Below are 13,256 nucleotides of genomic sequence, written 5' to 3' on the forward strand. Positions count from 1 at the left end.
CTCGCCGGCGGGCGCGGCGGCGGCGTGCCGGAGCCGGTCCACCTCGCCGGGCCGGCCGAGTTCCTCGGCACCACCCTGCTGGCCGAGCTGGCCCCGCTGGTCGCGGAGGGCGTCCGGCTGCGGGTGACCACCGGGCTGACCGACCCGCTGCTGGCGGAACTGCGGGCCGGGCAGCACGACCTGGTGATCGCCACCCGGCGTCCGCACGGCCGGACGCTGCTCGCCGAACCGCTGGCCGACGAGGAGTTCGTCCTGGTCGCGGCCCCGGTCTGGGCCGAACGGCTGGCCGGCCGGGAGCTGCCCGGCGCGCTGACCGAGGTCCCACTGCTCAGCTACGCCGAGGACCTGCCGATCGCCCGCCGCTACTGGCGGCACGTCTTCGACCGGCGGCTGCACGCCCGGGCCGCGGTCACCGTGCCGGACCTGCGGGCGGTGCTCTCGGCGGTCACCGCGGGCGCGGGCTGGAGCGTGCTGCCCGGCTACCTGTGCCGGGCCGAACTCGCGTCCGGGACCCTGCGGTTGCTGCACGAGCCGGCCGATCCGCCGATCAACACCGCCTACCTGGTCCGCCGCCCGGCCGGCCCGGCCAACCCCCACGTGGCCCTGGTCCGTGAACGCCTGCTGGCCGCGGCCCGCAGCTGGGGCTGACGTTCGGCTCAGACCGCCAGGTCCCGCCGTTCCAGCAGCCGGAAGGCCGCCGCCAGCCCGATCAGCCCCACGCCGATCAGCACCCCGAAGGCCGCCCACGGCACGCCGCCGTGGGCGAGCACATCGCCCGGCGCGTAGTAGTGGAACGGGCTGAGGTAGCGCAACGACCTGACCGGGGACCAGGCCAGCGCGACGAAGTTGACCGCGAAGCCGACCGCGCCGAACGCGACGGCCGCGCCGATCACATGGGCCCGCCGCCGGCTGAGCGCCGAGACCGCCAGCACCGGTCCGGTCAGGCAGAACGCGAGGGCGCAGCCGAGCAGTCCGGCGGTGAACACCGCACCCTGCGGGACGGCCGAGCGCAGCGGCGCGGAGATCGCCACTCCGAGCGCGAGGGTCAGCGTGGCGGCGGCGTTGAGCAGCACCGTGGCGGCGATCAGGGCGCCGGCCCGCTCGGCGAGCAGCCGGCGGCGGGAGACCGGGCGGGTCATCAGCAGCTCGATGGTGCCGGACTCGACGTCGGCCGCGACGGCGGCGGCGCCGAGCGAGCCGATCGCGGTCAGCAGGAGGGCGATCCAGAACGGGTGGGTGAGTCCGGCCCCGAGCAGGCCGGGGTAGCTGGCGATGGAGACGTCGCCGTTGGAGCCGCTGAAGGCCTTGAACGCGCCGGGCGGGGTGCGGCGGGCACCGAACAGCTCGCCGGTCGGAACGGTACTGGCGATCACCACGATCAGGGTCTCGAAGACGACCATGCCGAACAGCAGGGAGAGCAGCATCCGGCGGCGCCGGTGCAGGGCGAGCCAGACCAGCGGGAGGCGGCGGTTGACGGTACCCGGCTTCACGACCGCTCCTCCGGCTCCGGCAGGCGACTGCCGTTCGGGTGCTCCTCGGCCCCGACGGAGCCCTCGGCCCCGACGGACCGGTAGAGGTCGAGGAAGGCCTCGTCCAGGCCCGCCTCCTCCACCGTCAGGTCGGCCACCGCCTGTTCGGCGAGCACGGTGCGCACGGCCGCGACCACCTCGTCGGGCGGCACCAGCAGCTCGACCCGCGGACCGTCCCAGCGCGGGGACCACCGCTCGGCGGCACCGAGCGGCCTGGCACCCCGCCCGTCGCCGAGGACCAGCCGGACCCGGCGGGCCCGGGCCTGGCGCAGTTCGGCCACGGAGCGGACGGTGACCAGCCGTCCGTGGCGGACGATGGCGACCCGGCCGCAGGTCCGCTGCACCTCGGGCAGCACGTGGCTGGAGAGCAGGACGGTCCGCCCGGCCGCGGTCTCCTCGGCGAGCAGTTCGTAGAAGGTCTCCTGGACCAGCGGGTCGAGCCCCTCGCTCGGTTCGTCCAGCACCACCACCGGCGGCCGGTGCTGGAGCGACTGGACGAGCCCGAGCTTCTGCTTCATGCCGCGCGAGTACTCCCCCACCGGTCGGGCCAGGTCGGCCCGGGAGAGCTTCAGCCGCTCGCACAGTTCGCCCTGGCGTGGCACCGGGGCGCCCTGGAGGGCGGCGAGCAGGTCGAGGGTCTGCTGCCCGGTGAGTTCGGGGTAGAGCCGCAGTTCGCCGGGCAGGTAGCCGATCGAGGGGGCGAGCCGACCGTGATCGGCCACCGGGTCCAGGCCGAGCACCCGCACCTGCCCGTCGCTGGGGCTGAGCAGGCCGACCAGGCAGCGCAGCGTGGTGGTCTTGCCCGCGCCGTTGGGGCCGAGCAGGCCGAACACCTCCCCGGCCTCGACCGACACGTCCAGCCGTTCGATGCCGACCGTGGCACCGTAGCGCTTGGTGAGCGAGCGCAGTTCGATCACCGGGCCGCCTCCGGTGCCGCGGCGTTCCACGGCCGGCTCCGGGTTCCCCGGCATGACCACCTCCTGTGACGGGTGCGCTGCTGCAACGGATGCGTCCGACATCCAAGCGCGCCCGGCCGGGCGAGTCGAGGGACGCGCCCGGACCGGTGCGGCGGCTCACCCCTTGCACACGCCCAACGGCACCAGCCGGGCGACCTGGCGGGCGAGCCCGACGGCCTCGGTGACGGCGGCCACCGCGTCGACGTCCTTGTACGCCTCGGGCGTCTCCTCGGCCAGCGCCCGCCAGGAGGCCGGCCGCACCGCGATCCCTCGTGCCTCCAGCTCGCTCTTCAGCCGCTCGCCGCGCACGGTGCGCAGCGCCTGGTGGCGGCTCAGCACCCGCCCGGCCCCGTGACAGGCGGAGCAGAACGCCTCGTTACCGGGCAGGCCGACCATCACGTACGAGGCGGTGCCCATGGTGCCCGGCACCAGCACGGGCTGCCCGGCCTCCGCCAGGTCGGCGGGCAGGTCGGGGTCGCCGGGCGGCAGCGCCCGGGTGGCGCCCTTGCGATGCACGCACAGCCTCCGCGGTTCGCCGTCCACCTCGTGGGTCTCCAGCTTCGCGAGGTTGTGCGAGACGTCGTAGACCAGTTCCAGCCCGACGCCGAGCACGGTGGCGAAGGCGCGGCGGGCCGCCTCGGACAGCAGCTGCCGGTTGGCCCGGCCGTAGTTGGCGGCGGCGGTCATGGCGCCCAGGTAGGCGTGACCGCGCGGGGAGTCGACCGGGGTGCAGGCGAGCTGGCGGTCCGGGATCTCGATCCGGTAGCGCTGCAGTTCGCGGTCCATGGCGCGGACGTGGTCGGTGCAGATCTGGTGGCCGAGGCCGCGCGAACCGCAGTGGATCATGACGCAGATCTGGCCGGGCCGCAGTCCGAAGGCCGCGGCGGTCCGGGCGTCGTACACCCGGTCGACGGCCTGCACCTCCAGGAAGTGGTTGGCCGAGCCGAGGCTGCCGACCTGCTGCAGCCCGCGCTCGACGGCCCGGGTGCTCACCTCGCCCGGGGCCGCGCCGGCCAGCACGCCGCGGTCCTCGCAGCGTTCCAGGTCGCGGGGTACGCCGTGGCCGTGCTCGACGGCGTAGCGGGCGCCGCCGAGCAGGAGTTCGTCCAGTTCCTCCGGTCCGGACAGCCGCCACAGGCCGCCCCGGCCCAGGCCGCGCGGGACGGTGCGGTCCAACAGGTCCATCAGGCGGCCGATCCGCTCCCGGTCGAGTTCGTCCCGGCTGACGCCGGCCGCCAGCAGCCGGACCCCGCAGGAGATGTCGAAGCCCACTCCGCCGGGCGAGACGACTCCGCCCCGCTCGACGTCGGTGGCGGCGACCCCGCCGATCGGGAAGCCGTAACCCCAGTGCACGTCGGGCATCGCGTAGGAGGCCCGGACGATCCCGGGCAGCGTCGCCACGTTCGCCACCTGCTCCAGTGCCTTGTCCCCGGCGGCCTGCGGCAGCAGCGCGGCGGTCGCGAACACCACGCCGGGCACCCGCATCGGCGGGCGCGGCTCGATCCGCCAGCGGTGCCGGCCCGCCTCGGCCAGTGCGATCTCCACCTCGCTCACCCCGCTCCGCTCACCCGCTCCCGACGAGCGGTCCCGCCGGATTGTCCGGACGGCCTGTCCGGGCGGTTCAGACGTCGACGGTGGCCCGGCAGGTCCAGCCGTCCGGCCCGGCGCTCAGGTCCAGGTCGTGCAGAGAGACCGCCTTCGGCACGGCGCCGACCAGGGCTGCCGTGGCAACGTCCGCCATCCGGAAGCGGACCGTCACCCGGCGGGCCCCGTCCAGGCCCTCGATCGGGCCGACCGCCACCGCGACCGGCAGTTCGCCGTCGGCGTCCATCCGGTAGATGACCTCCTCCAGGACGCCCGCGAGCAGGTCCGGGTCACTCACCGCGAGGACGGTGCAGCCGCGCTCGCCGACGATCCGCGCGCCGGCGAGGTCGGCGAAGCTGCCGACGACGGCGTGCACCAGCTCGCCGATGCAGCCCTCGGCCGTCGGCGCCCAGGCCTCCACCCGCAGGTCGGCCGTGTGCGGCACGCTCCGGTGGCCGCTGGCGGACCGGCCGGCGGGCTCGCGTCCGTCCACGAGCGACGCCTCCCGCACCCGTTGCCCTCTTCCCTCCAGCGTCGTCCCGCGGGCCGCCCGGAGGCAAGTGCGGGCGGGTTCGTCAGGCTCCGACCGAGGCCAGGTAGGCGGCGGCCAGCTCGGGGGTGGCCAGCCAGGCGGCGTGGTCGCTCGGCTCGGCGTAGGTGTTGGCGAGCCGGCGGCCGACCTCCGGGTGTTCGGCGGCGGCCGCGAACACGCCCTGGAGGTGGTCCGGCACGGTCAGCATCGCGGCCGTGAACTCCACGCTGTGGCGGGCTTGTTGCTGCCAGAAACGTTCGGCGGTGCGGCACATCCAGTCGGCCGTGTACGGGGCGTCGCCGTGCTCGACGACGGCCCGGCGGTAGGCCTCGGCCGCCCGGGCGGCGTTGTTGGCGCCCTGTCCGGTGATCGGGTCGGTCACCACGACCGCGTCGCCGAGGCCCAGCACGTGGACGGCGTCCACGCCCGACCCGAGCTCCGCCACCGGGTGCCGGACCACCGGGGTGACCGCGCCGAACAGTCCGGCCCCGGCGTCGGTCGGCTCGGCCTCCGTCCAGAGCTCCGCCTCCCAGGGCAGGTACTCGCCCAACAGTTCGCGGATCCGGTCCAGTTGGACGTCCGGCGGCGGTGCGTCGCCGAACGCGTCCAGCGGGCTGCCGGGCAGCGCCTCCCAGAGCAGGATGTCGCAGGGGCCGGAGAGGGTGAGCGCCGGCTGCAGGTACAGCTCGCCGAGACCGGGCAGGGCGTTCATCCGGGCCCTCGGCCCGGCGCCCGGGTCCGGCGAGCCGACGCCGTGCGCGTACAGGCAGGACAGCGCCCGCTGCGGCCGGTCGAAGGGCGAGCGGACGGCGTCGCGCTCGAAGACCCCGGACAGGGCGCCGCGTCCGGCCGCGACCACGGTCAGCTCGTGCCGGCGGGCCAGCTCGTGCAGCCCGGCACGGTCCAGCGTCCGGTACTCGACCTCGCCGCCGCGCTCGGCCAGCAGCTCCAGCCAGCCGGCCAGCTTGAGCCGCTGGTCCACCGACTGGGCGGGCTCGTCCAGCGTCATGGTGTACTCCAGGGCCCGCACGCCAGGGGGCGCCGCCAGCACCGCCTCCACCGAGGAGACGGCCGGCGCCTGCTCCGCCCAGAGGTCCAGCCCGGCCTCCGCCTCGATCCGCAGCGCGGGGCCGAACATCGCCTGGGTGGACAGCACCCGGCCACCGCGCAGCTGCTCCGGGGTGCGCTCGGCGACCAGTGTCACCCGGTACCCGTCCGCCACCAGCCCGAGCGCGAGCTGGAGGCCGGCCTGGCCCGCTCCGACAACGGCGATCCGGCGCACGGCGTCCTCCCGATGATCTGCTGATGATCCGTCAAACAGGCACAGTAGTCGAGCGGGAGCGCTCCGGTCACCGATGCGGGCACATCGGTTCGACGGCCGGCGCGGTGTCCGGTTCGCGTTCCCGGTGGGCTGCCGCCCCTGGCGCCCGCCCCGACCGGCTCAGCCGCGCAGGTGCGCGGTGAGCAGCTCCACCACGGCCTCGGTCCGGTCGGCCAGGTAGAAGTGGCCGCCCGGGAAGACCCGCAGGTCGAAGCCGCCGGTGGTGTGCCGCTCCCACTGGACGACCTCGTCGACGGTGGCGTGCGCGTCGGACTCCCCCGCCATGGCGGTGATCGGCAGCGACACGGTCGCGTCCGGGGCGCTGCAGTAGGTCTCGACGGCCGTGTAGTCGGCCCGCAGGCTCGGCAGGATCAGCTCGCGCATGCCGGACATGGCGAGGATCCGGTCGTCCGTGCCGCCGAGCACGGAGATCTCGGCGAGCAGTTCGTCGTCCGGCAGCCGGTGGACCGTGGTCGTCCGGGGCAGCGAGGGCGCGCGGCCGGCCGAGACGAACAGCCGCTCGGGCCCCTTCACGCCGTCGCGCTCGAAGCGCCGGGCGGTTTCGAAGGCGACGGCCGCGCCCATGCTGTGCCCGAAGAAGGTGAGCGGCCGGTCCGCCCACTCCCGCAGCTCCCGGGCGAGCTGCTCGGCGAGCCCGGTCACCGAGTCGATCGTCGGCTCACCGATGCGGTTCTGCCGGCCCGGGTACTGGACGGCGAGCACGTCGGCGTGCGGCGCCAGCGCGTTGGCGTACTCCAGGTAGTAGCTGGCCGAACCGCCGGCGTGCGGGAAGATCACGATCCGGGCGGGCGCGGAGTCGGACGGGTTGAACCTGCGGAACCACGGATTCTCGACGACGGCGCTGCTGGGCATGCGGGGTGTGACCTCTCTCCGTGACGGACTCTGCCCACAGTCTGGCAGTGCCGGGAGCGGCCGCGGGAGCATTCTGACGATCATGGCCCCCTGTGGGCCGGTTCTCGCCCGTGCTCCCCGGCCGGTGCCCGCTCACCGCCCGGGGCCGGCTGCTGCCGGGCCCGGACCGCGGCCCGGCGGCCTTGCGGACCGGTCAGGCCCGCCGTACGGCCAGGACGGCGGCGCTGGTCGGCGTGGTCAGCACCTCGGTGGCGTCCAGGACGGGGTGGGTCAGATAGCGCAGGCGCAGCTCGTCCACCTCGCCCTGGAAGCGCGGCGGCCAGTGCTCCGAAGGAGTGAAGTCGTCCAGCACCAGCATGCCGCCGGGGGCGAGCAGGTCGACCACCTTCTCGGGGTCGTCGCGCTTGCCGCCGCCGTCGCAGAAGAACACGTCGAACGGTGCGTGCTCCTCCAGCAGCCGCCAGTCGCCGTGCAGGACCCGGACCCGGTCGTCCGCGGCGAAGAACTCCGTTGCCGCACACGCGAGCCGTTCGTCCCGTTCGACCGTGACGAGGCGGGCGCCCGGCCCGAGGCCGCTCTGCAACCAGGCCGTCCCGACCCCGGCGCCGGTTCCGCTCTCGGCGATCGTCCCACCCGGCTTGGCCGCCGCGGCGAGCGCCAGCAGCCGCCCCGTCTCGCGGAGGCAACTGCGGGTGAACCCCAAGGCGTCGGCCGCCCGTTCGGCCGCCGACACCTGCCCGGGAACGGCGCGTTCCGCCATCCTGTCCCCCCCCCACGCCCGGTCCGGTCCGTGCCAGTATGACCCCATGGGCGAGCCCGCCGAGTGGATCACCATCGCTGCGTACGAGAAGCTGCCCGGCCGCCCCACTCCCCGAGCCACCGTCCGCGCTTGACTGCGTGACCGGGGCATCGACCGGATGCCATTCGCCGCCGGCACCGTGCGCCGGGACCTGCTCCGCGGGATCGGCCCGGACGGCCGTCGGCACGGCCGGTTCGGCGTCCGGGTCCGCGCCGATGCCCTGCGGCCGCTCGGGCTGCATCCCGAGCAGCCGTCCGCGACCGTCACCGGCGCCTCGCTGCCCGGCTGGTGACATGCGGCGGCCGAGTACCGAGCCTGCGACCGAGGTTCAGCCCGCGGGCCCGAAGCGCACCGTCCGGGCGCGGGAGCGGGAGACGGAGTCCAGCAGCAGCACGGACGAGGCCTCCGGCGTCGGCATCGGCCCGCCGGAGCGCACGTGCCGGGTGAAGGCGCCCAGCAGCCGCTCCAGGCCTCGGCGGTGGCGGACGAAGGCCCGGGTGGAGGCGTGCCGGCCGCGGGCCCGCTGACCGTCCAGCGCGGTGACGGCGCCGACGTCGAGCAGCACCAGGTGCAGTTCGCGGCCCTGGCGGACCGCCTCCCGGGCGAGCCAGCGCCGCATCCAGGCGCGGCTGCCGCAGTCGTGCACCAGCAGCGGACCGCCCGCGCGCACCGAGGAGCGCAGCAGCCGGAAGTGCTCCAGCCGGGCCCAGGGCCGGTACACCGCGTACGGCAGGGCGGCGGGCATCACCGCCTCGCAGGCCTCGTGCACCGTCCGCGGGTCCACGGACCGGACCGCGGCCCCGGACCAGCGCCGCAGCAGCGTGCTCTTCCCCGCCCCCGGAAGCCCGGACACCACCACGACGGCGTCGGCCGGGTAGGCGGTGACGAACCCCGCCCCGGCCTCGCCCCGCAGATCGACCACGCCGCACGGCGCCACGACCGCGTCCACCCCGCTGCCCACCAGCCCGAGCCCCCGTTCACGTCCGACCGGGAACCCTAACAACAACCTCGGACGGCTGCGCGCCCCGGCCGGGTCCGCCCCCCGCGCCCGCCGGTGCCGGTGGGGCCCCGGTCGACCGCAGCGCATCCGTGGGACCGGCCGTCCACTAGGCTGACGCGCCGTCAGACAGGAGGGCTGGCATGACTGAGGCGACTCCGACGTACACCGGGTCGGTGCTGGACGGGCTGGCGCGCGATCCCGCTCGGGTGGCGATCCGGTACGGGGACGAGGCGTGGAGCGGGCAGCAGTGCCTGGACCTGGTGCACCGCACCGCCCGTGCGCTGGAGCGGGCCGGGCTCGGGCGCGGGGACGGGGTGACGGTGCTGGCCGGGAACCGGCCGGAGGCACTGCTGGTGCGCCTGGCCGCGAACCTGCTGGGCTGCCGGGTGGCGATGCCGTTCCCGGACGGGCCGGTCGCGGAACAGGTGGCGCTGGCGGAGTTCGCCGGGACCTCCGCGCTGGTCTTCGACCCGGCCCGGTGCGCGGCGGCGGCCGAGGGGTTCGGGCGGGCCGTGCCCTCGGCCGCCCTCCTCTCCCTGGGCCCGTCGCCGCTCGGGTTCGGCACGGACCTGCTGGACCTCGCCGCGGCCTGCTCGCCCGCCCCGCTCGAACCCCGCTACCGGCCCGAGGACGTGATGGCGGTGCGGTTCACCGGCGGCACCACCGGACGCCCGAAGGGGGTGCTGCGCCGCTTCGCCCGGCCGCCGCGCCCACCGCTGCTGTCCGGCTCGGTCTTCCTCCTGTGCACTCCGCTCTGCCACGGCGGGGGCACCTCGGCGGACCTGGCGCTGGCCTCGGGCGGCACGGTGGTGATGCAGGACGGGTTCGACGCCGGGGCCGTACTGGCGGCGGTCGAGCGGCACCGGGTGTCCCGGACGTACCTGCCGCCGCACCTGCTGTACCGGCTGCTGGACCACCCGCTGCTGCCCACGACCGACACCGGCAGCCTGCGCCGGGTCGGCTACACCGGCTGCGCGCCCTCGCCGCGGCGCCTCGCCGAGGCGACCCGGCGGCTGGGCCGGGTGCTGCACCAGACCTACAGCCTGACGGAGTGCGGTCCGGTCGCCCGGCTGAGCCCGGACGAGCACCTGGCACCGCGGCTGCTGAGCACCGCCGGCCGCCCGTACCCGGACACCGAGCTGCGCATCCTGGACGAGGGCGGCGCCGAGCTGCCGCCGGACCGGACCGGGGAGATCTGCGTCCGCACGCCGACCGCGATGGCCGGCTACTGGCGCGACCCGGAACTGACCGAGCGGGTGCTCCGGGACGGCTGGCTGCACACCGGCGACCTGGGCAGCCTGGACGCGGCCGGCTATCTGACGGTGGCCGGGCGGCGGGACCCGATGGCGATCGTCGAGGGGCACAACGTGTTCCCTCGCGAGATCGAGGAGCCGCTGCGCACCCACCCCGAGGTGCGCGAAGCGGTGATGTTCACGACCACCGACCCGGACCGCCTGGAGCGGGTGCACGCCGCCGTCGCCCTCACCCCCGGCTCGCGGCTGACGGCCGAACAACTGCACCGCTGGGGCCGGGCGCACGGCCTCGGCCGGTGTGCCCCGGACGCACTCCTGCTGCTCCCCGCAATCCCGCTGAACGGCCTCGGGAAGCCGGACCTCACCGCCCTGCGGGCCCAGGTGGCCGGCGGGGCCGGACGGCCGGCCGCCACCGCGGGGGCGCGCGACAGAGCGTGACGCGCCCCACGAGTGCTTCGAGCGCCCATGCGGGCGACCTCTCGTGCGCCACCCGGCGGGAAGAACCGTCCGTGGGCACTCGACCGTGCGGCCCGACCTGCCGATACATCCCCGGCAGCGTCGTACATCCCGGTGTGGGCCGCACCGTCCCCCAGGAGGCACTCCTTGACCTGGCTACGCGTCCTGACCGCACTGGGCATCCTCGCCGTGGCGGCCAGTGCCCTGATCGTCTTCGCCCTCTGCACCGCCACCTCCCGCGGCGAGCGCGCCGCGCAGGAGGCGCCGCCCGACCTCCGTGCGGACGCCGAGGGCAGCGGCCTCTTCCAGCGGACGGGCGGCGACGGCTGACCGTCCCGGGAGGCGACGGCCGCCGCCCGTCCGGACGCGCTCCGGGTCAGTGCCCGGCGAGGTCGTCCGGGCGGACCTCGATGTGATCGGCCGCGAGGTCGACCGCCACCCGGTGCTCCATGCCGAGCGACTCCAGGAACTTGACCGGCAGCTGCACCCGGCCGCTGCGGTCCAGCATCACGTACTCGCGCTCGTTCACCGACTCCTCGCCGTGCTCGTCCGTCACGGTGCGGCGCAGCACCTCGCTGGCGGTCCGCCCGTCCCGGATCGCGACCGTACGGCGGACCTCGCCCGCGACCATCGGATCGTGGGTGACGATCACGACGGTGGCACCCAGTTCGCGGTTGACGGTGCGGAAGGACTCGAAGATGATCCCGGCGGTCTCCGAGTCCAGCTCCCCGGTGGGCTCGTCGGCGAGCAGCACCGGCGGGTTGTTGGCCATCGCCACCGCGATCGCCACACGCTGCTGCTGGCCGCCGGAGAGCTCGTTGGGCTTGCGGTGGGCGAGCCCACCGATCTCCAGCGCCTCCATCAGCTCTGCCACCCGGGCCGTCTGCTGCTTGGCCCCGCCCGCACCCGAACGACGACCGCGCAGCTGCATCGGCAGGGCGATGTTCTCGGCGGCGGTGAGGAAGGGCAGCAGGTTGCGGGCGGTCTGCTGCCAGATGAAACCGACCACCTCGCGCCGGTAGCGCAGCCGCTCCTTGACGGACATCTCCAGCAGGTCGCAGCCGGCCACGGTGGCGGTGCCGGCGGTCGGCACGTCCAGCCCCGCGAGGATGGTGAGCAGGGTGGACTTTCCGCTGCCGGAGGCCCCGACCAGGGCGACCAGGTCGCCCTGTCGGATGGTCAGTTCCAGGCCTTGGAGGGCCTGGACCTCGACCCCCTCCGCGCTGAAGATCCGGACCAGCCGGTCGCAGACGATGGCCGCCCCCGCATCGTGCGCCTTGGGCGAGGCGGCGGCGAGGGCCCGCTGCTGGAGCTCCTGGAGGCTGGGGGCCTCGGCGACCGTCCGCTCCTGGGGAGTGCTCATCACCGCTCGTCTCCTGTCTCGACTGTCTGCTTCATCGCACCGCTCTCCACTGTCCTGGCGGACCGGTCTGCCGTCACGACCCGGCCGCCGCTCCCGGCGTGTCCGCCGCTGTCGTTCCCTGCCTCATTGCCGCTCCCCCGCGCGCAGTTCGGTGGCGATCTGGCGCCGGCCGGCGACCAGCGTCTCCACCACCACACCGAGGCAGACCACCAGGGTCAGACCGGCGGTGGGCAGCAGCACCGGCATCACCGCGGGGGCCAGGGTGTCGCGGACCGGGGCGCCGACCAGCGCCGAGAGGTCGAAGGCTCCCCCGAGCAGGGCGACTGCGGCCACGGCGACCAGACCGCCGCCGACGGCCGCAGCCACGGTCTGCGGCAGCGACTCGGCGACGATCAGTGCCAGGCCCTGCCGGGGCCGCAGGCCCATGGTGCGCAGCCGGGCGAGCACCGCCGTACGGTCCGGCGCGGCCCGCAGCAGCGTCAGCAGCACGGCCAGCAGGGCGAACCCGGCGGCGGCGAAGCCCGCGTACCGGAACAAACGTCCGGCGGCGTGCTGCACCGGATCGCCGGCCAGCTCGGCGATCATCTCGCGGCTGCTGTGCACCACGTAGCCGGGGGGCAGGCCGTCGGTGGTCTTCCCCGCCTCCTCGGCGTCCTTGCTGATCAGCTTGGCCAGGCCCGTCGCCTGCTTGCCGCTGCCGATGCCGCGTTCCATCAGCAGGGCCCGGACCCGGCCCGGGTCGACGTCGCCGACCGCGAACCACTTGTTCACCCTGGTCTCCCGCTTGAGCTCCGGCAGGTGCTCCGCCGCGGCACCGGCCGGCACCACGATGAAGGGCCTGCCCGAGTCCGGCAGGGCGGGCGTAGCGTCGACGATCCCGGCCACCACGGTGGACATCTGGCTGCCACTGGGCGTGCTCACCTGCGGCGCGCCTGCGGTCAGGCGCTGGGCCAGGCTCCTGCTGAACAGCGCGGGCACCGGGCTGTCCTTGCCACTCGGGGCGGCCAGCTTGGCCGGGTCGAACCCGCCGACGCCGGCAGTGCGGGAGATCTCCGCGTAGGCGCCGGGCTCCACCACCACCAGGATGGCGCCGGTGGAGTCCCGGTCGGCACCGGTGAAGACGGCCCGGTCCTCGATCCAGGCCCCGGTCGCCGCCCGGACGCCGGGCAGTTCGCCGGCTGCCTTGGTGAAGTCGTCCGGCAGGGTGGCGTAGACCGGGACCGTGATGGACACGTCGCCGCCGGTGGCGATGCGCGCGGCACGCGTCCGGGAGTGGTCCACCGTGTCGAGCACGGTGGCGCCGAAGCCGGTGGCCGTGACGGCGATCAGCAGGGCGAGCAACGGCAGTGCGGAGGGCCGGCGGCGGCCCGAGTTGTCGCGGGCGGCCCGGACCAGGCCGAGGAAGCCGACCAGTCCGCGGCCGCGCCCGGCGAGTGCGGCCAGCCAGCCGACCACGACCGGCTCGATCCGGGCCAGCAGCAGGCCGCCGGAGACGGCGAGCAGCAGCGGGGCGGCCACCAGCAGCGGGTCCACTCCACCGCCCGGATGGCCGACGCCGCGACGGCGGTCCTCGGCCACCGCCGCGGCCGT

General features: G+C 75.4%; 13 protein-coding genes and 1 pseudogene. 4 read left to right on the forward strand and 10 right to left on the reverse strand.

The annotated features are described in order from the left end of the window. Nucleotides 1-648 (forward strand): substrate-binding domain-containing protein (locus KS423_RS22505; protein ID WP_224281380.1); only part of this gene is annotated, 648 nt, incomplete at its 5' end. Between the two features lie 8 nt (nucleotides 649-656). On the opposite strand, the gene KS423_RS22510 is transcribed toward KS423_RS22505, so the two are convergent. The 7 genes from KS423_RS22510 to KS423_RS22540 all read right to left on the reverse strand — a co-directional run bounded on the left by KS423_RS22510 (nucleotide 657) and on the right by KS423_RS22540 (nucleotide 7,555). Next, complete coding sequence (locus tag KS423_RS22510) at nucleotides 657-1,490, reverse strand: ABC transporter permease subunit (RefSeq protein WP_224281381.1); 834 nt, start codon at nucleotides 1,488-1,490, stop codon at nucleotides 657-659. Then, nucleotides 1,487-2,500, reverse strand: coding sequence for an ABC transporter ATP-binding protein (locus KS423_RS22515; protein ID WP_224281382.1), 1,014 nt, complete (start codon nucleotides 2,498-2,500; stop codon nucleotides 1,487-1,489). Before KS423_RS22515 ends, KS423_RS22510 begins: the two co-directional genes overlap by 4 nt. A 102-nt stretch (nucleotides 2,501-2,602) precedes the next feature. Then, on the reverse strand, nucleotides 2,603-4,030 hold the full coding sequence (locus KS423_RS22520; protein ID WP_308020229.1) for an RtcB family protein: 1,428 nt from the start codon (nucleotides 4,028-4,030) through the stop codon (nucleotides 2,603-2,605). A 76-nt stretch (nucleotides 4,031-4,106) separates the two neighbouring features. After that, on the reverse strand, nucleotides 4,107-4,562 hold the full coding sequence (locus KS423_RS22525; protein WP_224281383.1) for an archease: 456 nt from the start codon (nucleotides 4,560-4,562) through the stop codon (nucleotides 4,107-4,109). 82 nt (nucleotides 4,563-4,644) lie between these two features. Further along, a complete protein-coding gene (locus KS423_RS22530; protein ID WP_224281384.1) occupies nucleotides 4,645-5,883 on the reverse strand; it encodes a styrene monooxygenase/indole monooxygenase family protein in 1,239 nt (412 codons plus the stop codon). A 159-nt stretch (nucleotides 5,884-6,042) separates the two neighbouring features. Beyond that, the gene (locus tag KS423_RS22535) at nucleotides 6,043-6,795 is read right to left on the reverse strand and encodes a thioesterase II family protein (protein ID WP_224281385.1); all 753 of its coding nucleotides are present in this window, start codon (nucleotides 6,793-6,795) and stop codon (nucleotides 6,043-6,045) included. Nucleotides 6,796-6,988: 193 nt separating this feature from the next. Continuing rightward, entirely contained in the window at nucleotides 6,989-7,555 is a 567-nt protein-coding gene (locus KS423_RS22540; RefSeq protein WP_224281386.1) for an O-methyltransferase, read from the reverse strand. A 157-nt stretch (nucleotides 7,556-7,712) separates the two neighbouring features. On the opposite strand from KS423_RS22540, the gene KS423_RS22545 reads away from it, so the two are divergent. Next, nucleotides 7,713-7,886 (forward strand): hypothetical protein, encoded by a 174-nt coding sequence (locus KS423_RS22545; protein WP_224281388.1) that lies wholly within the window; start codon nucleotides 7,713-7,715, stop codon nucleotides 7,884-7,886. Between the two features lie 36 nt (nucleotides 7,887-7,922). Here the strand turns inward: KS423_RS22545 and KS423_RS22550 are convergent, their stop codons facing one another. Continuing rightward, nucleotides 7,923-8,555: an AAA family ATPase gene (locus KS423_RS22550; RefSeq protein ID WP_224281390.1), complete on the reverse strand. Its 633-nt coding sequence runs from the start codon at nucleotides 8,553-8,555 to the stop codon at nucleotides 7,923-7,925. 179 nt (nucleotides 8,556-8,734) lie between these two features. On the opposite strand from KS423_RS22550, the gene KS423_RS22555 reads away from it, so the two are divergent. Then, the gene (locus tag KS423_RS22555) at nucleotides 8,735-10,285 is read left to right on the forward strand and encodes an AMP-binding protein (protein ID WP_224281392.1); all 1,551 of its coding nucleotides are present in this window, start codon (nucleotides 8,735-8,737) and stop codon (nucleotides 10,283-10,285) included. A gap of 165 nt (nucleotides 10,286-10,450) precedes the next feature. Continuing rightward, nucleotides 10,451-10,633 carry a hypothetical protein gene (locus tag KS423_RS22560; protein ID WP_224281393.1) on the forward strand — a complete coding sequence of 61 codons (183 nt, stop codon included), beginning with the start codon at nucleotides 10,451-10,453 and terminating at the stop codon, nucleotides 10,631-10,633. Between the two features lie 46 nt (nucleotides 10,634-10,679). On the opposite strand, the gene KS423_RS22565 is transcribed toward KS423_RS22560, so the two are convergent. After that, nucleotides 10,680-11,666: an ABC transporter ATP-binding protein gene (locus KS423_RS22565; protein ID WP_224281395.1), complete on the reverse strand. Its 987-nt coding sequence runs from the start codon at nucleotides 11,664-11,666 to the stop codon at nucleotides 10,680-10,682. A 123-nt stretch (nucleotides 11,667-11,789) separates the two neighbouring features. Further along, nucleotides 11,790-13,256 (reverse strand): annotated as a pseudogene (locus KS423_RS22570) (hypothetical protein); the annotation flags it as partial.

It is taken from the genome of Streptomyces sp. LS1784 (assembly GCF_020103755.1).
Lineage (GTDB): Bacteria > Actinomycetota > Actinomycetes > Streptomycetales > Streptomycetaceae > Kitasatospora.